Origin of the sequence: Simiduia curdlanivorans (assembly GCF_030409605.1) — a bacterium.
In the GTDB taxonomy this organism is placed as follows: domain Bacteria; phylum Pseudomonadota; class Gammaproteobacteria; order Pseudomonadales; family Cellvibrionaceae; genus Simiduia; species Simiduia curdlanivorans.
Window position 1 is genome coordinate 2,715,266 of the sequence record NZ_JAUFQG010000004.1, and the last position, 20,735, is coordinate 2,736,000.

A 20,735-nucleotide genomic window follows, 5' to 3' on the forward strand; every position below is an offset into this window, starting at 1 on the left:
TTTAACCTATAGCGAAACTGAGCCCCTTGGCCTTAAACGCATGCAGGTGAATACCAAAACTACCGTCTACGTGCAGTTGTTTTATGAGATGGTCTTCAGTCAATTCGCCACGGCTGATGAGCGACAGATCGATAAACTCGTGTTTACAGGCTTCTTTTTGGCTATCGGTTACACAAATTATCTTGGGCAGGTGTTTGGTTTGCTCATTGGTTGCCAGCACTAAACCGAGTCGGCCATTGACCAGCTCGACAATTGTACCCGGTGGGTAGAGGCCAATAAATTTAATAAAGGCTAAGGTGAGTTCGGTATCGAATTGCTTACCGCGCTGTTCATAAAGAATCTTTAGTGCCTCGGTGGTTGGCCTGGCAGTCGCGTAGCAGCGGTGGCTGGTGATGGCGTCGTAGGTATCTACGATGGAAATAATCTTGGATAAATAGGAAATGTCTTCGCCTTTAAGTTTGCGTGGGTAGCCGGTGCCATCGATACGCTCGTGATGGGAATGCGCTGCGTCAATCACTTCTTTGGCAATGTCGGGGGTCTGTTGAAGCAAGTTACGACCGTGCACAACGTGTGCAGACATGGCCTTAAACTCTTTGGGTGTGAGCTGGCTGGGTTTGTTCAACACGCTCGGCGCGACACGCATTTTGCCAACATCGTGTAAGAGGCCGGCGGTGCCCACTTTGTAGAGCTCTTGTTCGGCGAGACCGAGGTGGCGGCCAAAGGCAATGGCTAAAATACAGACATTTAGACAGTGCTCCGCCGTATATTCGTCTTTATTTCGGATTTTCGACATCCACAGCAGTGCATCTGGGTTGCGAAGAATACTTTGCACACAGTGATGAACGGTGGCGTCTGCGTCGGGAATCTTAAGCGGTGGCCCTGAGGCGGCGCTGGTTAATATCGTGTGGGTTGCGAGCTTGCTGGCAGTGTAAATGCCACGGGCTTGGCGATGCTCTTGCTCGGCGCTGATAGAGATAGCTTGCGTGGGCGTCGATGCTTTTTTCGGCGCTGCCTCGGAAAGGGTGAGAAGAGGGTTGGCCGGGCTTGCCGGAATGGTCTTGGTGGTTACCCAGACGTGCTTGCAGTGGGCGCGTAAAATCTCGATTTGCTCGAGTTTCTCAATTTCAAAGCCCTGCAGCAAGAAGGGTGTGACCAGCCAGTCACAGTCAAGCTCAGACACAAACATGCCGAGCCGTAGTTCATCTATGGTTAATTTGGTGCTGTTTTTCAGGGGTTGATGTTGTGTGGGCACTGGGCTCTTCGAATCGTTACTTCATATCCAAGAGCCAGTGTAACAAGTCGTTGTGAGCGGAGCCACAGGACTATAAGTGGCTTACTCGTATTTGCACAAATAAGCGGTTTCAACGGTGATTTTGACACCAAATTTCAAATTGGCTTCAACAATGAAGGTTTCACCTTCGGCCATGTGCTGCCAGGTGTCGCTGCCGGGCATTTTTATATCCATAGAGCCGCTGACCACGGTCATGTATTCCCGTTGGCTGGTGCCAAACTCATATTCGCCAATGGCCATCACGCCAGTGGTTGCCGGTAGGGTGGCGGTTTGAAAGGCTATGGATGTAACCTTGCCGTCAAAATAGCTATTAACTTTAAACATAGTGATTCCTTTTCGCGTGAAGCGGGCATAAAAAAGCCCCGAATACGGGGTATTCAGGGCTTCAAAATATGGCTCCGGTGGCTGGGATCGAACCAGCGACCAACGGATTAACAGTCCGCTGCTCTACCGCTGAGCTACACCGGAAAAACGACTTCCTCGTTGGAAGTGGCGCGTATCTTATTGTTCGATATAGGTATGGTCAAGGAGTTTTTGTAAAAAAATTAAATGCGCTAAAGAGGTGGTTAATTGTTGATCAGTGTAAAAACGCGTTCCGCTTAGTGGTGGTTATTTGCCACTCGTCATAAATAGCCATTTATAAGGGCTAGAGGAGACCTAGTAACTATTAATAAGATTTTTTTTGCCTTAGCATTGACTCATATACAAAGGCAAAGTAACGCCCAGTTTGGCAGTTACATAGGTTGAAATTTATCGCGAGCCCTTAAAGGGCTTGGTCTAAGGTGTTGGTCGATTTTGGAGTAGTGTCTGGGTGATAAAACAGTCTGGTTTTACATTGATAGAGTTAATGATCACGTTGGTGATTTTAGCTGTTGTGATCGGTCTCGCTGCGCCATCTTTTAATAGTCAAGCTCAGCGTGCGAGAACGGACAGTGCGGCAGAGGAATTAAGGTCTGCTTTATTATTTGCACGCTCTGAAGCGGTGAAGCGTGCTCAGCGTGTATCTGTCTGCGTCGCTAACGCGGCGGCTACCGCATGCGACGCCGCAGGATCTTGGGAGAATGGTTGGATTGTGTTTGTTGATACCGCCGCCACTGATGCCGCCGCGACCCCTGTTGTTGGTAATGTATTGAAGCAGAAGGCGGGGCTTCCAAGTGGTCTTGATGTAGCGGCAGCGGCGGGGGCGGATAGTCGTTATTTTATACGCTATGCGGCCAGCGGAATGCTGGCTCGCTTGTCAAACCTTCCTGTTGACGTGACGTTTGTGCCTTCAGCTTGCGTTGATTCTAATGCGCGTCAGCTCACGGTTCAGCTGAGTGGTACAGCGGCAATATCTAGTATGGTGTGTCCATAATGATACAAAGAATGCATGTGAGCGCTCGTCATCAGAAGGGTGCAACGTTAATTGAAATTCTCATCACTGTGCTCATTCTGGCGGTTGGTTTGCTGGGTGTTGCTGCGCTTCAGACGCAATCGTTAAGTTTTAATCGCGACGCTTATCATCGCTCGCAAGCCAGTGTGCTGGCTTACGATATCATTGATCGAATGCGCTTGAATCGACAAAACATTTTGCAATATAACATTGGCGTTGCAGATGCTGATCCATCGGCAGGTAGTTTACCTGGAGACGATGTCATTGCTTGGCGTGCCTTGTTAGCGTCAGCGCTACCGCAAGGCATCGGCGGGATAAATTGTGATGCCAATGATTTTTGTACGATAGCTGTGCAGTGGTATGAAATTAGCGAGAGTGAAACAGTGACTTTCTCCTATGTGACCAGGTTGTAACGATGATGATGCGAAAAAATTCTGGTTTAACGTTAGTTGAGATTTTAATTGCAATGGCATTGGGCATTACGTTGATTGCCGGTGTGGTTCAAATCTTCGTGTCTAATAAACGCGTTTTTAGCAGTCAGCAAGCCTTGTCTGGCATTCAGGAAACGGGTCGGTTTGCTGTAGAGCTAATGAGCAGCGATATTCGTATGGCGGGCTATTTTGGCTGTATGAGTCGAGTCTCTCAGCTCACCAACACGCTAAATAATGCCAACGGTTTTAATTTTGATTTTACCAACGCCGTCGCTGGCGCCGATGTGGATAACGATGGCGGGGGCGCCGTGCCAGCTGGCTACCCTGCGGCTTTGACGGGAACCGATGTGTTGGTGCTTCGCTTGTCTACCGGTGATGCTTCAGCGGTTGTTGCGGTCAATGACGCCGACTCTATTTTTATCGACACTTATGCCGTCAGTACCTGCGCTGTAGGTACCGGTGTGAACGGCCTGTGTACTGGTGATCTCGTCGTCGTTTCAGATTGCTCCAAGGCTCGTGTATTTCAGGCGTCTAGCTTTGTTACTGCGGGTTCAACCACCTCTGTCTTTCATGCGAGTGCAGGCACGCCAGGTAATGCCATACCGGCATGGGGCGCTGGCATTGATCCCGCTGAAGTCTTTGATGTGGGCGCACAGTTAATGAAAGTTAGTACGGTTGCCTATTATGTCGCCGCAGGTGCTTCGGGCAGGCCAGCATTGTTTCAAGCAATTGATGGCGTAGCGTTTGAGCTCTTTGAAGGCGTGGAAAACTTTCAGGTGAGTTATGGCGTGGACACTAACAATGATTCCGTACCCGACAATTATCAAAATGCGAATGCAATAGCGGCAGCCAATTGGCAAAACGTACGCAGTGTGCGCATCGCATTACTGGTAAGTAGCATTGAAGATAATGTAGTGGATGAGGTTCAGCCTTTTACCTTTAATGGGGTGTTAACAACCCCTGCTGATCGTCGGCTTAGATTGGTATTTAATAATACCATCGGCATACGTAGCAGAACCCCATAACGCGCGGAGTAATATGTGATGACGGGAAAAAATGAAAGCGGCGTCGTGATGGTGATCGGGTTAGTGCTGCTGTTGTTAATGACTATTCTAGGCCTTGCCGCCGTGCGCGGTAGTGGTATGCAAGAATTGATGGCGGGTAATTACAGAGATAGGCAGTTGGCGTTCCAAGCTGCCGAGGCTGGCCTTAGGCAGGCGGAAGATCAATTGTCTGGCCAAGTGTTGCCCGCTTTTGATGGCTCAACGGCCGGCTACGTGCAAGCATTCAATGACGGCGCAAGGGCTCAGTACTGGAATACCTATAACTGGGCAACAGGGTCGCCTACGCCAACAACATCTATGGCGAATATTTCGGCTCAGCCGCGCTTTGCCGTGGAAGAGGTTGGTGTGGTTGAGGCGAGCGAAAGCGGCGGTGCGATTGATTATGCCAGCACCTTGAATAGCGAGTTAAATATTTTGTATCGAGTGACTAGTCGTGCCCAAGGCATGACCGATGGCGCTGTGGTTTTATTGCAATCAACTTACAAGCGGTAGGGGTAAATTATATGCCTAGTTTATTGATGAATTTTTCAAAGAAGGTGCGTACCCTAACGTTTGTTGCTACGCGTGGGTTAGCGTGTTTTATGGCCATGGCCACTACGCAGGCTGTGCAAGCGGTGGATCTGGCGCAGATCCCCTTATTTTTATCTCAGCCCGTTGTGCCCATTGTGATGTTGAACATGTCCAATGATCATCAGCTGTATTTTAAAGCCTATGATGATTATTCAGATCTGGATGGCGATGGATTTATCGAAACAACCTATACCCACACTAACAGTTACTACGGATATTTTGATTCAAACAAATGCTATGAGTACAACTCAGGTGTTTTTGAGCCGCGCAATATGGTGGATGCAAGTGGTTACTGTAATGCCGCTGGCGTTTCAAATCAGTGGCAGGGTAATTTTTTAAACTGGGCCACCATGACTCGTGTTGATGCGGTGAGAAAAATTCTATACGGCGGCATGCGCTCTACGGACAGTACTACTGAAACAATATTAGAGCGTAGTTTTTTACCCCAGGATGCCCACGCCTTTGCAAAGCATTATGCTGGGTCCGATGTTGCTCGATTAACGCCGTTCACCACCGTAACCACAGGTAATCCAACCTCTACGGGTAATGGTTTAACTATTTGTAATTCCACCGAACCTGCTAGCCGAAACCAAAAATCACAAACGGTGACCGATGCACCGCGTATGAGTGTAGTCAAGGGCAATTATAGCCTCTGGGCTAGTAATGAGCGCTGGCAGTGTCGGTGGGGGCATGGAACAAATGATAATAATAGCGCTTTAAGTGGTATTTTTGCTCATACTAGCTCGCCAACTAAAAGTAGTACGAATGGAGTTGATCGGGATTTAACTGTCCGGGTTAAGGTTTGCGATGCCGCGTTTCCTGAAGAAAACTGTCGTGCCTACGCTTCTGGTGCGCTAAAGCCGGCTGGCTTACTTCAGGAGTATGGCGAAGAAGGGCGTATCCATTTCGGGTTATTAACCGGCAGTTATGGCAAGAATAAGTCCGGTGGTGTATTGCGAAAAAATGTTGGCTCCATGGCCGATGAAATTAACGTCGCAACAGGTCAATTCTTGGCTGCACCATCAGGTGGAAGTATCGTTGCCACGCTCAATGCCATGCGTATATATGGTTATGACTTTAACGGTGGAACTTACCATGAAAGCGGTACAAACGACGATAATTGTAGTTGGGGTTTAAGTGGTTTTACGAATGGTAGGTGTTCGAATTGGGGTAACCCCCAGGCGGAAATATATGCTGAGTCCTTGAGCTATTTGGCGGGCGGTTCGGCTAACTTTGCGACTAATGACTCCACCAGATTAACCGGTTTAACTACCGCTACTTGGGCTGACCCCCTGAGTGCCGATAACTATTGCGCACCACTTAGTATTATCCAGTTTAATGCCTCCACCATTTCCTACGATGGTGACGAAGGTACAACCCTAATCCCGACAGCCACCGCGAATTCATGGACCAATGCCATTGGTGTTGCGGAAGGTTTGGTTGGTGAGACGGCCTTTGTTGGAAATTCAGGTGCAGTCAACAACAGCCTGTGTACGGCAAAGGTGCTCGGTAATTTATCTGACGTTCGCGGTACCTGTCCAGATTCGCCAAGGCTTGATGGTAGCTATTTGATGGCGGGCCTCGCTTATTTTGCGCGGACAAATGACTTGCGCGCGGGCAACAGTGCGGGTAATCAAGGCACCCAGAAAGTATTTACCTACGGAGTGGCTTTGGCGCCCGCAGTCCCTCAGGTTCGTTTAACTGTACCTGGTGGTAACAATGTAGTGTCAATACTTCCTGCTTGTCGTAATTCATCTATACCAAACGGGGGCGGTAACTGTGCGTTGGTCGATTTTAAGGTGGTGGCTCAAGTAGAAACCGCTACCACTAAGTCTGGCAGGCTCTACGTGAATTGGGAGGATAGCGAGCAAGGCGGTGATTTCGACCAAGATATGTGGGGCATCATCGATTATCAGTTAACCGCCTCTACGCTGACCGTTACAACCGATGTGATTGCCGATTCTACGCCGAATAAAATGGGCTTTGGCTATGTTATTAGCGGTACTGAAAGTGATGGCTTTAAGGTGCGCTCGGGGATTGATAACTTTACTTTTTCGTACTTGGAAGGTGGGGTTAGTACGGGTTGTACGAACTGTACGACCGCAAACCCAGCGGTGACATCGACCTACATTGTTGGAACCTCAAGTGGCGTCAACATCCCGCCACCACTGTATTACGCTTCGAAATGGGGTGGTTTTAAAGACAACCCTGATGGTTCGCCGAGAACAACGCCGGTTATCAATGCCGAACCAGAGACTTACTTCTATGCACAGAACCCTGCCGAGCTAGCAGAAGATTTGGGTGAGGTACTGAGTTCCGTGGCAGCGGGTGTAGGTGCTGCTTCTTCGGTTGCCACCAGCTCTACGCGCTTGGGTACCGACACCACCTTGTTCCAAGCAAAATTCAGTAGCCTAGATTGGAGTGGTACCTTGTCTGCCCTGGCATTGAATGCCGACGGCGAGGTTACCGGTACCCGTTGGGTATCTGAGGTGGATGCACCGCTACCAGCGCCGGCTTCACGCAATATCTTCACTTACACGGGCAGCAATGGCGTTCAGTTTAACTGGGGTAATTTAACCACAGCCCAGCAGGCGATCTTAAATGACGCCGATAGCCGTGGCGCTGAGCGGGTTGATTGGGTGCGAGGCACCTCGGTTATCGGTATGCGCGATAGGCCGGCCCGTATTTTGGGCGATATCGTTAACAGTAACCCAGTTTTTGCGGGCAAAAGAGATTATCGCTTCGACCGTTTATCGGCGGCGCTCGGTGGCACTAGCTATGCCGCGTTCGTGACCGCCAAGCAAAGCCGAGCCGATGTACTTTATGTGAGTGCGAATGACGGCATGTTGCATGCCTTCCGCGCTAGCGATGGCCGTGAATTATTTAGTTATATTCCGTCCAAGGTTTACCCGCAGCTATTAAAGATGAGCCAGCCGAATTATGGCTCTGCATCTAACCCCCATGAGTATTCGGTGAACGGCCAGGTTGTGGTGGGCGATGTTTATGTGGGCGGTAGCTGGAAAACCATTTTGGTGGGTGCCTATGGTGCCGGCGCCAGAGGTATATTCGCGCTAGACGTTTCTAACCCAGAGAGTTTTAGCGCATCGGATGTGTTGTTTGAGTTTGATGAAACTGACGATCCACTCATCGGAAATATTCTGGGGGAGCTAACCATTGCGCCGGTGAATGACCGTTGGACGGTTATCTTTGGCAATGGCTATAACGGTGCGGGCGAAAGAGCGGCCTTGTTTGTAGTTGATTTAGCTGACCCAACTAATTCGCTTTATACCAAATCGATTGTTGTTGATAACAGCGGTAGCAACGGCCTAGCGCCGCCAGCACTGCTGGCAAGTGGCAATGGCAATATTCTGTATGCCTATGCGGGCGATTTGCAGGGTCGAGTGTGGAAATTTAGTTTATCGGGGCCAGCGAGCAGCTGGGCGATGGACTATAGGTTGTTTAGTGCAGTGGATGGCAATGGCCAAGTGCAAGCTATTACGGCGTCACCGGTGCTGGGCTTAAAATCTATCAGTACGGGTCAAGCCGGCGTTATGGTGTATGTGGGCACTGGAAGGTATTTGCTCAGCAGCGACAATGCCGTAGGCACAACAGTCAATAGCATGTATGCATTGGCAGATTATGGCGCGACTATTCCCGACCGCAGTTCATTGTTCGCAAAAACCATTGCGACGGAAACAGCGACTAGTAGGTCTATTTCTGGTGATGACAATAGTTGGTATACCTCTACTCCAGTAAAGTCTGGCTGGTATTTAGACTTGCAAACGCCAAGCGTAGCCGCTGTATCGGGTGAACGTATATTCAGTAAGGCACAACTCGTTTATGACCGCCTGATTTTCTCTACTTTTATCTCTGCTCAAGAAGCCTGCGGCTTTGGTGGCAGTGGTTGGCTGATGGAAGTGGCCGGTGTCGGTGACCGATACGTTGATCATAGTGTGTTTGTTGATGGCGGTATGAAATTGGATTCTGCCGTGATGAGTTTGTCACCTATCTTAACGCTGGGTGATAAAGCTTGGACGAATCTGAATAAAATTACGGGCGAGCTTGAGACATTAGAGGGAAGCCTTCCTTCTGATAGCGTAGGGCGTATGTCATGGCGTCAACTTCAATAAATTGGGATGCAAAGATGAGGCAAGCGGCGGGTTTTACATTAATCGAGCTAATGATGGTGGTTGCTATTGTGGGTATTCTCGCGGCAGTGGCGATACCCTCTTATAACGACAGTGTACGAAAATCAAACCGCACCGATGGGTATGTGGTGTTAGAGGAAACCGCGCAGCGCCTACAGCGTTGCTTCACCGCTTACGGTGCCTATAACAATGCAGCCTGTACTGTGTATGGTCTGGTTTCTGGCGGCGCGGTTTTGAATTCAGAGCATAGCTATTACACGGTCGCCATTTCCGGTGAGTCGGCAACAGCTTATACCTTGACGGCCACCGCGGTGGCCGGTGGCCAGCAGGCTGATACAGGTTGTACCGCACTTGTGCTCACGAGTGCAGGCGCGCGTACGCCAGCGGCGTGTTGGCGGCGATAGTCTTTATCGAATCAGTTTCTGCCAGTTTGTGATTTATGACTTGGTTGTTTAATCCATACCTGGCAGAAATTTCAAGCTATGTCGAATCAGTAAGTGCTTCGGGATCGTTTACGCTAACGGAGCTTGACTTACTTAACCATCTGCGTCGAACCGAGCATGTACCAGCCGAGGTTATGTCTTCGCACGAACTCTACTGTGTTCATTTTCTTATGCGCAATGCGCTCTATCAGTTGGCACAAGCCGACGATACTGGCCTATGGCGATTCTCGCCGCTGGGCGTTGAGTGGATTAGCAGGGAATCTATTGCTCTTGATAGCGCTGTAAGCACCGATGTGGAATCTGTGAGCTTGTCTGAATATTATCTTGATATGGATAATATAGACATGAGCGAGAGTGCGGTGGATGACCTGTTAAGTAGTTTTTGGCGTGGCTATCAGCAATACGGACAGGGTAGGTGTGCAGATACAGTGGCGGCTTTGGCGGTTTTGGAGTTGCCTTCGGTTCAAAGCCTGACGGCGTTGAAAGCTCAATATCGGCGGTTGGTAATGGAAAATCACCCCGATAGGGGTGGTTCAAAGGAAAAAATGCAAGCGTTAACGGCGGCCTTTAGTGTGCTAAAACGCGGTCTAAAATAGATTTTTCGCACAAGCTGTATCTCTTCATTCAAACTTTTCGGCTTCTCATTGGCGTTAATAGCGCGCCAGCAGCATGACTTTAAAACTGCCGTTATCGGCAATAAGTTGGCAACTTTTGAATAGACCCTGCGCCCGTTTTTCAACGCCCACAAATTGATTGACTACTATTAACGCTTGGCCTTTTGGCGTGAGCCAGCGCTGCATGGCTTTGAGAAATTTTTCGGTGATATCGCCAGTTGGGGAGAAGCCTTGGTGGAAGGGCGGGTTGCATAAGATCAAGTCAACTGGCGCGCGCAGTGGCTCGCCACTTGCATCCAAACCCCGGTCGCCGGCAAACACCTCTGCCCATGAACCGCCGTTGGCGTTAAACGCGGTCAACGCCGCCGCGCAGTTATCGGTGGCCAGCCATTGGGTGTTGGGCCAATAGTGTTCGGTGATTAATTTCGCACCGACGCTTAAATAACCGTAGCCACAGCCAAGGTCGAGCAGGCGCGATGGCACCGGTAACTGAGCTGCTAGCTTCTCTAGCTGATCCAATAAAAACGCGCTGCCGTCATCGATTTTTTGCCAGCCAAAGGTGCCGGGCTTAGACATTAAATCGCGATCGCGCCAGACTAAGGTTGGGCGCAGGTCGGGATAGTTTTGGCAGTCTACATTAGCCTTTGCGTTTTCATTGACTTGAACAGTCACTGTGTAATCGTTACCCGACTTATTGATTTTTTTATTGCCAAAGCAGGCAGCGGCTTGGTCGGCAAGGCCTTTAATGCCTTCATTCTTCTGGCCAATGAGGGTAATGGTTGCGCCGGGTTTGAGGTGATGGGCCAGTTGATTTAACAGGTAGTGGTTAACTAATTTTTCCTTCGAAATTCGGAAAATAATTTTTTGATAAGCTTGAGTGTCGAAGCAAGGCGCCAAATCCCAGTCGGAAAACCACGCCTGTTTGGCTCGCGTTTTAGCGTGCGTGTCAATATCGTAGCGGTTGGTGATGAGGTCGGGCAGTTTTTCTGTGCTGGATTCCAACAGCGCTAAAACATTTTCATCGGCCAGCCAAAGTGTCTGCTCGCAAGCCTGCGCTAAGGTGTTGGACAACAGTTGATCGGTACTCGAGAGCTTGTGCGGTTTCATAGGGTTATATGCTGCTTATTTCTTCGGTCGTGAGCGGGCGATAGGAACCTTCGGTGAGTGTTGGGTCGAGGCTGATGTTGCCAATGCGCTCGCGGTGCAGGGCTATGACGCGATTATTTACCGCGCCGAGCATGCGTTTCACTTGGTGGTACCGTCCCTCGGAAATCGTGACCCGACATTGATTGTTGGGTAAAGTTTCGACGGTGGCTGGCCGCGTCGGGTGGGTTTCGTTGCGCAGCAAAATACCTTGACGAAATTGTTCTTCGGCCGTGTCTACCAGCGGCTCAGCTAGCGTGGCTAAATAGGTTTTCGCGCACTCTCTCTTAGGGCTGGTGACGCGGTGATTCCAGCGGCCGTCATCGGTAATGAGTAGCAGGCCAGTTGTATCTAAATCCAAGCGGCCAACAATTTGTAGGCCGTGTCGGTTGGGTTCGTCCAATAAGTCGAGCACCGTGGGGTGATGCGCATCGGTGGTGGCGCACAGGTAGCCCGCTGGTTTATGTAGCATGAAATAACGCGCGCCGGCGGCTTTGATATTTTCACCGTCGAGGCTAACCACATCGTCTGCTCTTACCGGAAAGGCTGGGCTGGTGACGGCGCCGTTGTTCACTGAAATACGACCCTCCTTGAGTGCCGCGTGCACTTGTTTTCGACTTAAATCAGTGGCTTGGCTTACCCAGCGATCAATGCGCATCGTTAACCTCTCGGTTCGGTTGTTCGAGCGCAACGTAGTATCGGTCGGCGAGGTCGCCTAATTGCGCTAGCGCTGTCGGTGTCATAAACGCTTTCTCGAGGGCAAGCACTTGATACACGCCGCGGTGAATGAGCGCTTGATTGTTATCGTCGCCAATATCCACTTGCAAGGTGGTGCGTAAAAAGCTGACCCAATTAGTTAAGATGATCCAGGCGTTATAGCTGAGGTCGCGTTGCTCTTGCGCCGTTGCCTTAATCAAGCCTGCGCTGGCCAAGGCTTGATGAAGTTGCAGGGTTTTAGCAAAAACCGTATCGAATGTGCGTTTGTGTAAGGCTGCCAAGGTGGCTGATTCACTCAAAATATGCTCGGTGTCGCGGTAGAAAAAGCGGCAGTTCCATAGGGCTTCGGCTAATTGTTCAAGCAGCGCCGCTTTATCCACCATGGTGAATGGCCTGTCGCTGGGTGGTGTCAGTAACGCTAATACGTGCGCTTGATGGCGCAGATATAGTTCGGCAATGATGTCGCTCTTGTTGCGAAAGTGGTAGTAGAGATTGCCCGGCGATATACCCAATTCAGCGGCTATATGGTTGGTGGTCACCACGCGCTCGCCGCGTGCATTAAACAGCTTTTGGCTGATGCTCAGAATGCGCTCGCGGGTGCTGGGCTGAGAGTCGGGTTTAAGGCTGGGCTGGGCGTTGGTCATGAGCTGTCGTGGCTGGGAGGCGGAGTGGGATTATACCTGCTTGACAGGCTAGAGCAAATACTCTAAAACTGCACCCAGTATTATTTCCCTGCCTTTGAGGAGTGTCTATGAACACCGCCGCGCCCGCGTTTACCGATGCAGATCTAAGTGCCGAGCAGCTACAGGGCTTGTTAACTGCCCAACGAACTAGCTACAGCAAGCGCCCAATGCCGTCGGTGGGCGAGCGCAAAGCTAACTTGCAGCGCTTGAAATCCATGTTGATAAAGCACCAAGACGCATTAATGGATGCAATGACAGCCGACTTTTCAGCTCGTTCGCGTCATGAAATGAAGTTGGCTGAAATTCTAAGCATGACGGAAATGGTCGACTACCTGTGCAAGCGTTTGGCGAAATGGATGAAGCCAGAAAAGCGACATTTAGCTCTGCACATGCAGCCAGGTAAAGCGCGGGTTTACTATCAGCCACTCGGTGTGATTGGCATTATGGTGCCGTTCAACTATCCCTTGTTTCTGGCTTTAGGCCCCTTGGCCACAACATTGGCAGCGGGTAACCATGCGATGATTAAAATGCCTGAAGCTACACCGGCCACTTCTGCGTTGTTGGCCGAGCTTATTGCCGATACCTTTACCGCCGATCACGTCACCGTGGTTAATGGCGGGCCGGCTGTGGCGGCGCTGTTTTCGGCGCTGCCTTTCGATCATATTTTATTTACCGGCGCCGGCAGTATAGGTAAACATGTCATGCGCGCGGCGGCGGAAAATTTAACGCCGGTAACCTTGGAATTGGGTGGTAAGTCGCCGGTTATTGTTGCCGATGATTTTGACATTGAAGAAGCCGCGAGGCGCTTGTGTTTTAGCAAGTCGATGAATGCCGGCCAAACTTGTGTGGCGCCAGATTACATTTTTCTACCGCGCAGAAAGCTCGATGCCTTTAAGGCGGCCTATAAAAAGGCCTTCAATGCCTTCTACCCAACCGTCAATAATAACCCCGACGTAACAGCTGTGATTAGCGATCGCCATAACCAGCGTTTGCAAGGCTGGGTAAAAGAGGCGCAGGAGCAGGGCGCGCTCGTTGAACCGGTAACCGATGAAGTGGTCACCGACGGCACGCGCCGCACGGTAACGCAATTAGTCACTAACGTGACCCGCGATATGACCCTGATGAAGGAGGAAATTTTCGGCCCAGTATTGCCTCTGTTAACCTACGATAGCTTGGACGAAGTGATTCGCTACGTGAACGAAGGCGATAGGCCTTTAGCCTTGTACTATTTTGGTTTCGATAAGGCGCAACAGCAACGGGTGCTGGATGAAACCCATTCCGGCGCCGTGGTATTTAATGAAACGATGTTTCATGTTGCGGTCGATGACTTGCCCTTCGGCGGCATTGGCCCTTCGGGTATGGGGCAGTATCACGGCAAAGAGGGTTTTTTAACGTTTAGTAAACCAAAATCAGTACTGTATAAGCCGCGCTTTAACGGCATGAAAATGCTCTATCCGCCTTACGGCGGTTTAGTCGATAAGGTCTTGGGTTTTTTGATTGGTAAATAGTTTATGGTTGGTTTAATGTCGGATTAAACCACTGGGCTGACAAGTTTTCTTGCCAGCCTTTTTCTTGCCAGTTGATTTGATGGATGGCGCTAATGAATTTCGGCGCTGCGTTGCAGTTTAGGCTTATTTTTTCGCCGCTCACCGGGTGAGTAAAATCTAAGCCCACGGCGCTGAGTAATAAGTGGTCGGCGCCGAACTGATGGGCAAAGAAGTGATTGTGTTTACTTTTTCCGTGCTTCGCATCGCCCACGATCGGATGCCCCGTGTGTTTCATGTGGCGGCGGATTTGGTGTTTTCTACCGGTCTTGGGTTTGCATAGGACAAGGGAGTAGTGGCTCACCGGGTATTTGTCCACCGCGAAAGGCAGTTCGCATCTGGCTTGGGTATAAAACTCCGTTAATGCGGTTTGCGGTTCTTTATCGCTGGCGCGATGTTTATCCGCAATGCGATCGAGTTTTACCGTCAGCGGATGGTCGCAGGTTTGGCTCTCCATGTGCCCACGACAGAGCGCGAGATAGTGTTTTTGCACCCGGTGCTCGGCAAAGTCTTCACTGAGCACGCGCGCCGTTTCTGGGTTGAGTGCGAATAATAAAACGCCCGAAGTGGGTTTATCGAGCCGATGAATGGGGTAGACGTGTTGCTCAATCTGGTCGCGTAACAGCTGCACCGCAAACCGGGTTTCATGCCGATCAATCGGGCTGCGATGCACCAATAAACCCGAAGGTTTATTGATGGCGACCAGGTGTTCGTCTTGAAAAATAATAGGGAGTTTTTCAGTCATCGGGTGCCGGCTGTCCGGTTAAATGCAAAGGTGAATTATAAAAATAAAAACCAAGCCTTTCCTGCGTCAGTGCTTGGTTTTAGCGAGAAGTTTTGGTTCGTTAAGCTTGCAGCTTGCAGCTTGCAGGGGGCGGAAGTGTCGGACCAGCCCCCCCGCCTTACAGCTCGCAGCCTGATCGAATTAAATCGATTTCTCGCCCGAATCCACAGACTGATAAATCAGCGTGTTAATCGTCATTGGGCCAACGCCACCGGGAACCGGCGTGTAGGCACTGACGCGATCAACCAGCGGTGCCAGTTCGATATCGCCAACACCACCTGGGTGATAGCCGGCATCGACAACCACGGCGCCATCTTTGATCCATTCGGCTTTGATGAACTCCGGTTTGCCCACAGCGCCCACCACAATGTCTGCCTGCTTAATGTGCTCGGCCAGATTTTGGGTGCGCGAGTGGCAGATGGTGACGGTGGCGTTGGCGCCGAGCAGCATCATTGCCATTGGCTTGCCCAGAATAGGGCTGCGGCCAACCACCACGGCGTGCTTGCCGGCCATATCAATCTTGTAGGCCTCGAGCAGGCGCATGATGCCTTTCGGCGTGGCACAACCGTAGGCTTCTTCGCCCATGCTCATGCGGCCAAAGCCTAAACAGGTGACACCATCGACATCTTTGTGCAGGGCAATGGCATCGAAGCAGGCGCGCTCGTCAATTTGTGCCGGCACCGGGTGCTGCAACAAAATGCCGTGCACGTTGGGATTGGTGTTGAGCTCGCCAATTTTCGCCAACAGCTGTTCTGTGCTGGTGCTACTGGGCATTTCTACCCGAATGGAGCCCATGCCAATGCGCTCGCAGGCATTGCCTTTCATTTTGACGTAGGTGGCGCTGGCTGGGTCGTCGCCCACTAGAATAGTTGCCAGAATGGGGGTTTGACCGCCGCTTTTGGTTTTCAGTGCCGCCACGCGGGCGCTCAGTTCTTGTTCTGTCTTTAAGGCAAGAGCTTTGCCGTCAAGTAGCAGTGCTGCCATGGCAGTGCTTTCCTTTATATAGGTGTTTAATGGGGGGGTAGTTTCAATCTGCCCGCGCATTGTCCCACAGCTGCCGCAGAGCGCCAATAGGCCGGAAAGAAGCGGGCGGTGTTGGTTGTGCCTGTGACTAAAAAGGCTAAAGTAATCAGGTACCTATTATGAAAAAATCCTCATATTTTTCGTTGACGAGGGCAGGGTGCATGGGTATGATGCGCTCCACTTGAAACGGCAACAGGCCGTAACGGGTATGTCGGAGTGTAGCGCAGTCTGGTAGCGCGCCTGGTTTGGGACCAGGATGTCGGGGGTTCGAATCCCTCCTCTCCGACCAATTTTCCTAGCGTTTGTTACACTTAGGTGTCGATCAGCGCCCGTAGCTCAGTCGGATAGAGCAACGGCCTTCTAAGCCGTGGGTCGCAGGTTCGAATCCTGCCGGGCGCGCCATTATGGCAGCCGGTCAGTTGTAACAACCACACCGTATTATGGTGGGCGTAGCTCAGTTGGTAGAGCCCTGGATTGTGATTCCAGTCGTCGGGGGTTCAAGTCCCCTCGTCCACCCCATTTTTCTCGCCTTAATCTTCGTTTTTATCTCTTACTCTCCTAGTTATAAGCTTGTCCCTTATGGGTTTTCGGGTTTCTGCGGCGAGTATTATTCGGCCGGTTGCACTTTTCTTTTGACGAAATCCCAGTTGCTACCTCATCGGCAGCTTAATAATAAAGGTCGTGCCCTTGCCAGGCTGGGATTCCACGCTGATTTGTCCGCCGTGATGTTCCGTAATAATGAAGTAAGAAACGGATAAGCCAAGCCCTGTGCCTTGACCCACATCTTTGGTGGTGAAAAAAGGTTCGAAAATATGCCGGCGTACATTTTCTTGCATGCCGGGGCCGTTGTCGGCAATTTCTATGCAATACCAGTCGTTGTCTTTATAGGTTGCGACCCTGATCGTGGGGTTTAGCGGTGCGCCATACTCTGTTTGTTGGAAGGCCTGAAAGGCGTTGCGCAGCAGGTTTAAAATAACTTGCTGTATTTCGATGGCCGAGCAAGTGAGGCTGGGTAAATTCGCGTCGTAGTTTTTTTCAATTTTTGGCAATTCGATATCGTCACCGGTATCAATTTGCATGCTGTGGGTGGCTAAATCGAGCGAGTTATCCAGTAGTTGAATAATGTCGGTGGGCGACTGGTCGCGATGCTGGCTGCGAGAAAATTCCAGCATGTTGCTGACAATACGCGCCGATCTTTCACCTGCTTCCCGAATGTGGTTTAAAAAAGTGGGAATGTCTCTGTGTTGCCAATAGCGGTCTAGCTGGTCTAGGTCTACGTTTAGCTTTTCGGCTTCCACTTTATTCATGGTTTGTTTAGCGTCGGTGCGCCGAATGATGTTCTGCACATTATTTAAAATGGCTGCAAGGGGGTTGTTTATTTCGTGCGCCATGCCGGCGGCAAGTTCGCCCAGCGACAGCATTTTTTCATTTTGGATCATCATGTGCTCAACTCGCACCCGCAGAGTTACATCGTCTATGCGGATGACGGCGCCGCCCATTTCTAGGGCCATGAGTGGGTAGACAGTTATGTCTGAATAACTAGCTTGATTGCCGCTACCTTGTTGTAGATTTTCCAGCGTTTGCGGAATTTGCGAATCGATAGCGGCTTCGATGGTGGCTTGAGAGATCACCAGTTCCGGGTAGACGTCATCGATAGTATTGCCAAGGGCGGCCTTAGAGCTGATGCCGATAAGCCTCTCCGCAGCCGCATTCCACAGGGTGATATGGCCGGCCCGGCTAACGCCGATCAGCACTGAGGGCATGGAGTTGATGATTGAGTGTAAGTAATCTTGCGTTTCCCTCAAGAGTTCTTCGGCTATCTCATGTCTGGCGGCGGCATCAGAGAGTTGATTGTTGGTATAGCGCAGCGATTCGGTGCGCTCTTCAATGCGGGTTTCTAAGTTTGCTTTGGCTTGCTCTAAGGCGTTTCTCGCCCTTTTGTACTTGATGCGGCTCTTTTGCAGCAGGCCAATCATCACTGCTTGCAGCGCAGCGAGTGCGAGCAGAGTCCAAAAGCCGAAATCCAGCTCACTAGCCATACTTGCCTGACACAGGTTGGGTGTGAGCAGTAAGGCACCGGCATAGGTTGTTCGCAGCAGGGTTGGGTGCTGGGATTTGGTGCTCTTTTCGGGCCTGTGCATGCCTGTCTCTCGTTGCCGTTCGGGGCTATTGTATAGCCTTTTTACGGTTCTCTGCTCTGGTTAATAAATGGCCAAAAAGCGTTTATAAATCAATTTGTTAGCTTTTTCAGTAAAGTGATTGACAGACTCCGCTAAAACGGTAGAATGCGCGACCTGAACAACGGGTGGTTAGCTCAGTTGGTAGAGCGGCGCCCTTACAAGGCGTAGGTCACAGGTTCGACCCCTGTACCACCCACCATATAAGGCAGTATTTAACAGCAGTTACTTACGCCAACCGGTTATGCGGACCGGTAGTTCAGTTGGTTAGAATGCCGGCCTGTCACGCCGGAGGTCGCGGGTTCGAGTCCCGTCCGGTCCGCCAGTACAAATAAAAAAGCCCTCCTCGTGAGGGCTTTTTTATTTGTGTGGTGGATTGGGCGGGCGAGAACCCGCGTACGGGTTCGACAAATTCGTCAGGAACGAATTTGGGCAACGGCTGATAAGCCGTTGGGGCGCAGCCCCGAGCACAGGGAAGTGCGAGTCATTCCCGTCCGGTCCGCCACTGCCCGACTCTCGCTACAATTTCACTTTAAAACTGAGCCCCCCTTTAACTACCCCTTCAAAGGCCACGCCCGCGTACGGGTTCGATCAAATTGTTGGGAACAAATTGAGACAACAGCTTTGCTGTTGGGGCATAGCCCCGAGGATCACGATGATCCGAGTCACTAATCGTCAGGAACGAATTTGGGCAACGGCTGATAAGCGCGGATGGCCGCCCCCTCGGGCAACACCCCGACGGCAGGGCGCCCGAGTTCTTCTTGTCCGCCTCACCACAGTCCGGCATTTGGCATCAATTCATTTACAAAGCGTACTAACTGCCTTTATACCAAAGCCTTAGCAGCCCTTTCTTTCTAATTTAGCTCGCAGTTTCAAGGCGGCACGTCATTCTATGCTTTTTGAGGCTTGAGGCTTGAGGCTTGAGGCTTGAGGCTTGAGGCTTGAGGCTTGAGGCTTGAGGCTTGATTCAAACTGAACCTTTCGTTCTGTTAGCAGTCTCAGGCTTTGCTTAAAGGTCTGATACGCGGTTTATGCCGTATATCAACCTGTCATGCAGATGTCATGAATATTGACTATGCTGGCTAGGCATTAAAAAGTTAAGTTATTGGATATGGAGATATATCATGCAGGATTATGTAGAAGAGTTGTTAGACTTGTTGGAGGCCGAAGAGGCAGAAGAGCCTTGGGTTAGTGAGTCTTTAGGTTTGTAGTTCCCCGTTAGCACCAGATTTGTTATTCCCTCCTTAATCTGGTGAGTTCATCACAGCCCTCATCCTTATTGTCGATCATACTTACACCTTCTATAGTTGATGAACTTATTATCCTCGTGGGTGTTGATCCTGCGGTTTAACCGATGTGGGTCGGTATGGGACTTGTGTTATGCCATTCGCGCCAAACGAGTTAGCTGAGGCGGTTTACGTCTTCAAAGGCAATCGAATTATCCGGGAAATGCTCTATCCCGAATTCGAGGCCATTCTCGATGGTTATGTCCCTATCCCTGATTTTGCCAACAAGCAGGTAAAGGGCGTTTACGTACGTATCAACTCGCGCTTTTTCGTTGCCGCTGCGGTGTTTTTTTACATTGAATTTGACGCCGAAGGCTTCCCCGATCGGCGTTGGAATATCCCCCTTGCTCAGCTTGCCGACACGGCCAAAAGCGGCCCCGATTTAGGGGCTGGCGCTATAGCCTTGGCCTGTGCGTCCCAGTGCGCTATCGAGTGGCATCAGCCCAAGCTGTGGGACCCAAGCATGGCCAGTGGCAAAAACAATTTTGCCATGTTGAAAAAGTCCGTGAAGGCCAATCGCTTGGGCCTCATTTTTAAGGCCGCCCAGGGCGATACGAATGTGCCTAATCCAGTGGCGCAAGCGAGCATGGATACAGCCTCGGCGCGGGCGCTAAAGGAAAAATATGAAACCGAGGTAAGAACCCACGTAGCGCAACTATTAAAAGAGCAGCGGTTTCGGATGGGGGTTCAGAAAAATCAGTTTCAAGAGCAGGTAGACACGCTAAAGTCTGAGCACCAAAGCCGGCTGGCGCGCTACCAAGAGCGCTTGGCTGAGCGCGATAAGGACATTGAAAATTTGCGTTTACTTAATGCGCAATTAAAGGAGCGCATGGAGTCGCAAATGGTGAAGATGGATGGCATACGCGAGTATTTCGAGCACAAACTGAAATCGGCGCAGTCGGGCGAAAAAGAAAGTATTGAATCGCTGCGCAAACAATACGAGCTAGAGATGCAACTGAAGGTTGAGGCCGCCACCTCTGAGCTAGAAGACATGATTCAAATGCGCGATATGGAATTAATGTATCGCAATGAGCAGGAATCGAGCTTAAATGAGGAAGTCGCACGGTTAAGGGATGAGGTGCAAAACCTCGTGAGTAACTCTGGCAATGAAGTGTTGAGCCACCTGCAGGAGCGCGGCATTAATTTTGTTGCCTATCAGCCAGGTGCCGGGCACATAACTATTCCCGTGGCCGATTTAACCGCCTATACCGAAAACCCTCAGGATTACGCGGCGCAAAAGTGTGGCCTGACCCCAGTGCAATATCGCACCTGGCTCGTGCACTACCAAAACCCGTCCTGTTGCGCATTAAACTCTGATGGCAGTGTTTGCAGTGCGCCGATCGATAGAGTGCACAACCCCAATGATTTTCACCCGGGTGAAAACGATCGCTGTGCTACCCACCGAACCGCTATTGTTCATGCAATGGCCGCATCTTCTTAGTGTA

17 protein-coding genes and 6 tRNA genes are annotated in these 20,735 nt (G+C 50.6%); 14 read left to right on the plus strand and 9 right to left on the minus strand.

Features of this window, described 5'->3' with window-relative positions:
• Position 1: 1 nt before the first annotated feature.
• From QWY82_RS11905 to QWY82_RS11915, 3 genes are all read right to left on the minus strand, one after another.
• Positions 2-1,252, minus strand: a complete 1,251-nt coding sequence (locus tag QWY82_RS11905; RefSeq protein ID WP_290262563.1) for a cyclic di-GMP phosphodiesterase — start codon at positions 1,250-1,252, stop codon at positions 2-4.
• An 81-nt stretch (positions 1,253-1,333) separates the two neighbouring features.
• Complete coding sequence (ppnP, locus tag QWY82_RS11910) at positions 1,334-1,615, minus strand: pyrimidine/purine nucleoside phosphorylase (RefSeq protein ID WP_290262564.1); 282 nt, start codon at positions 1,613-1,615, stop codon at positions 1,334-1,336.
• 69 nt (positions 1,616-1,684) lie between these two features.
• Positions 1,685-1,759, minus strand: a tRNA-Asn gene (locus QWY82_RS11915).
• A 343-nt stretch (positions 1,760-2,102) separates the two neighbouring features.
• Between QWY82_RS11915 and QWY82_RS11920 the strand changes: the two genes are divergently transcribed.
• From QWY82_RS11920 to QWY82_RS11950, 7 genes are read left to right on the plus strand one after another with little or no spacing between them, the layout of a single operon-like run.
• Positions 2,103-2,645, plus strand: coding sequence for a GspH/FimT family pseudopilin (locus QWY82_RS11920; protein WP_290262566.1), 543 nt, complete (start codon positions 2,103-2,105; stop codon positions 2,643-2,645).
• Positions 2,645-3,076 (plus strand): type IV pilus modification protein PilV, encoded by a 432-nt coding sequence (gene pilV, locus QWY82_RS11925; protein WP_290262569.1) that lies wholly within the window; start codon positions 2,645-2,647, stop codon positions 3,074-3,076. Before QWY82_RS11920 ends, pilV begins: the two co-directional genes overlap by 1 nt.
• A gap of 2 nt (positions 3,077-3,078) precedes the next feature.
• Positions 3,079-4,119 (plus strand): PilW family protein, encoded by a 1,041-nt coding sequence (locus QWY82_RS11930; RefSeq protein ID WP_290262571.1) that lies wholly within the window; start codon positions 3,079-3,081, stop codon positions 4,117-4,119.
• Positions 4,120-4,137: 18 nt separating this feature from the next.
• Positions 4,138-4,650 carry a pilus assembly PilX family protein gene (locus tag QWY82_RS11935; protein WP_290263532.1) on the plus strand — a complete coding sequence of 171 codons (513 nt, stop codon included), beginning with the start codon at positions 4,138-4,140 and terminating at the stop codon, positions 4,648-4,650.
• An 11-nt stretch (positions 4,651-4,661) separates the two neighbouring features.
• Entirely contained in the window at positions 4,662-8,858 is a 4,197-nt protein-coding gene (locus QWY82_RS11940) for a pilus assembly protein (protein WP_290262573.1), read from the plus strand.
• Positions 8,840-9,280, plus strand: a complete 441-nt coding sequence (locus QWY82_RS11945) for a type IV pilin protein (protein WP_290262576.1) — start codon at positions 8,840-8,842, stop codon at positions 9,278-9,280. The genes QWY82_RS11940 and QWY82_RS11945 overlap by 19 nt, the downstream gene beginning before the upstream one ends.
• Before the next feature lie 35 nt (positions 9,281-9,315).
• Entirely contained in the window at positions 9,316-9,915 is a 600-nt protein-coding gene (locus tag QWY82_RS11950) for a DNA-J related domain-containing protein (RefSeq protein WP_290262579.1), read from the plus strand.
• A 54-nt stretch (positions 9,916-9,969) separates the two neighbouring features.
• On the opposite strand, the gene QWY82_RS11955 is transcribed toward QWY82_RS11950, so the two are convergent.
• Genes QWY82_RS11955 through QWY82_RS11965 form a run of 3 tightly spaced genes read right to left on the minus strand, consistent with a single transcriptional unit; the run spans position 9,970 to position 12,437 of the window.
• Positions 9,970-11,040 carry a class I SAM-dependent methyltransferase gene (locus tag QWY82_RS11955; protein WP_290262581.1) on the minus strand — a complete coding sequence of 357 codons (1,071 nt, stop codon included), beginning with the start codon at positions 11,038-11,040 and terminating at the stop codon, positions 9,970-9,972.
• A 4-nt stretch (positions 11,041-11,044) separates the two neighbouring features.
• Positions 11,045-11,734: a 16S rRNA pseudouridine(516) synthase RsuA gene (rsuA, locus tag QWY82_RS11960; protein ID WP_290262584.1), complete on the minus strand. Its 690-nt coding sequence runs from the start codon at positions 11,732-11,734 to the stop codon at positions 11,045-11,047.
• Positions 11,724-12,437, minus strand: a complete 714-nt coding sequence (locus QWY82_RS11965) for a TetR/AcrR family transcriptional regulator (protein ID WP_290262586.1) — start codon at positions 12,435-12,437, stop codon at positions 11,724-11,726. The genes rsuA and QWY82_RS11965 overlap by 11 nt, the downstream gene beginning before the upstream one ends.
• Before the next feature lie 107 nt (positions 12,438-12,544).
• On the opposite strand from QWY82_RS11965, the gene QWY82_RS11970 reads away from it, so the two are divergent.
• Positions 12,545-13,984 carry a coniferyl aldehyde dehydrogenase gene (locus tag QWY82_RS11970; RefSeq protein WP_290262589.1) on the plus strand — a complete coding sequence of 480 codons (1,440 nt, stop codon included), beginning with the start codon at positions 12,545-12,547 and terminating at the stop codon, positions 13,982-13,984.
• Position 13,985: 1 nt separating this feature from the next.
• Here the strand turns inward: QWY82_RS11970 and QWY82_RS11975 are convergent, their stop codons facing one another.
• Both QWY82_RS11975 and folD read right to left on the minus strand, forming a co-directional pair.
• Positions 13,986-14,765 carry a pseudouridine synthase gene (locus tag QWY82_RS11975; protein WP_290262592.1) on the minus strand — a complete coding sequence of 260 codons (780 nt, stop codon included), beginning with the start codon at positions 14,763-14,765 and terminating at the stop codon, positions 13,986-13,988.
• A 180-nt stretch (positions 14,766-14,945) separates the two neighbouring features.
• Positions 14,946-15,788: a bifunctional methylenetetrahydrofolate dehydrogenase/methenyltetrahydrofolate cyclohydrolase FolD gene (gene folD, locus QWY82_RS11980; protein ID WP_290262595.1), complete on the minus strand. Its 843-nt coding sequence runs from the start codon at positions 15,786-15,788 to the stop codon at positions 14,946-14,948.
• A 251-nt stretch (positions 15,789-16,039) separates the two neighbouring features.
• Here folD and QWY82_RS11985 point away from each other — a divergent pair.
• The 3 genes from QWY82_RS11985 (at position 16,040) to QWY82_RS11995 (ending at position 16,346) form a co-directional block, all read left to right on the plus strand.
• Positions 16,040-16,116: transfer RNA gene (locus tag QWY82_RS11985), tRNA-Pro, on the plus strand.
• A gap of 36 nt (positions 16,117-16,152) precedes the next feature.
• Positions 16,153-16,229: transfer RNA gene (locus QWY82_RS11990), tRNA-Arg, on the plus strand.
• 41 nt (positions 16,230-16,270) lie between these two features.
• Positions 16,271-16,346, plus strand: a tRNA-His gene (locus QWY82_RS11995).
• Between the two features lie 131 nt (positions 16,347-16,477).
• On the opposite strand, the gene QWY82_RS12000 is transcribed toward QWY82_RS11995, so the two are convergent.
• Positions 16,478-17,968, minus strand: coding sequence for a two-component system sensor histidine kinase NtrB (locus tag QWY82_RS12000; protein WP_290262598.1), 1,491 nt, complete (start codon positions 17,966-17,968; stop codon positions 16,478-16,480).
• Between the two features lie 162 nt (positions 17,969-18,130).
• On the opposite strand from QWY82_RS12000, the gene QWY82_RS12005 reads away from it, so the two are divergent.
• From QWY82_RS12005 to QWY82_RS12015, 3 genes are all read left to right on the plus strand, one after another.
• Positions 18,131-18,206 (plus strand) — tRNA-Val (locus tag QWY82_RS12005).
• A gap of 46 nt (positions 18,207-18,252) precedes the next feature.
• Positions 18,253-18,329 (plus strand) — tRNA-Asp (locus tag QWY82_RS12010).
• Positions 18,330-19,384: 1,055 nt separating this feature from the next.
• On the plus strand, positions 19,385-20,731 hold the full coding sequence (locus QWY82_RS12015; protein ID WP_290262601.1) for a hypothetical protein: 1,347 nt from the start codon (positions 19,385-19,387) through the stop codon (positions 20,729-20,731).
• Positions 20,732-20,735: the final 4 nt, after the last annotated feature.

Coding starts and splice junctions, on each gene's coding strand:
- QWY82_RS11930 (WP_290262571.1), top strand. CDS start 3,079: ATGATGATGCGAAAAAATTCTGGTTTAACGTTAGTTGAGATTTTAATT.
- rsuA (WP_290262584.1), bottom strand. CDS start 11,734: ATGCGCATTGATCGCTGGGTAAGCCAAGCCACTGATTTAAGTCGAAAA.
- QWY82_RS12015 (WP_290262601.1), top strand. CDS start 19,385: ATGCCATTCGCGCCAAACGAGTTAGCTGAGGCGGTTTACGTCTTCAAA.
- QWY82_RS12000 (WP_290262598.1), bottom strand. CDS start 17,968: ATGCACAGGCCCGAAAAGAGCACCAAATCCCAGCACCCAACCCTGCTG.
- QWY82_RS11970 (WP_290262589.1), top strand. CDS start 12,545: ATGAACACCGCCGCGCCCGCGTTTACCGATGCAGATCTAAGTGCCGAG.
- QWY82_RS11950 (WP_290262579.1), top strand. CDS start 9,316: ATGACTTGGTTGTTTAATCCATACCTGGCAGAAATTTCAAGCTATGTC.
- QWY82_RS11940 (WP_290262573.1), top strand. CDS start 4,662: ATGCCTAGTTTATTGATGAATTTTTCAAAGAAGGTGCGTACCCTAACG.
- QWY82_RS11965 (WP_290262586.1), bottom strand. CDS start 12,437: ATGACCAACGCCCAGCCCAGCCTTAAACCCGACTCTCAGCCCAGCACC.
- ppnP (WP_290262564.1), bottom strand. CDS start 1,615: ATGTTTAAAGTTAATAGCTATTTTGACGGCAAGGTTACATCCATAGCC.
- pilV (WP_290262569.1), top strand. CDS start 2,645: ATGATACAAAGAATGCATGTGAGCGCTCGTCATCAGAAGGGTGCAACG.
- QWY82_RS11945 (WP_290262576.1), top strand. CDS start 8,840: ATGGCGTCAACTTCAATAAATTGGGATGCAAAGATGAGGCAAGCGGCG.
- QWY82_RS11955 (WP_290262581.1), bottom strand. CDS start 11,040: ATGAAACCGCACAAGCTCTCGAGTACCGATCAACTGTTGTCCAACACC.
- QWY82_RS11975 (WP_290262592.1), bottom strand. CDS start 14,765: ATGACTGAAAAACTCCCTATTATTTTTCAAGACGAACACCTGGTCGCC.
- folD (WP_290262595.1), bottom strand. CDS start 15,788: ATGGCAGCACTGCTACTTGACGGCAAAGCTCTTGCCTTAAAGACAGAA.
- QWY82_RS11935 (WP_290263532.1), top strand. CDS start 4,138: ATGACGGGAAAAAATGAAAGCGGCGTCGTGATGGTGATCGGGTTAGTG.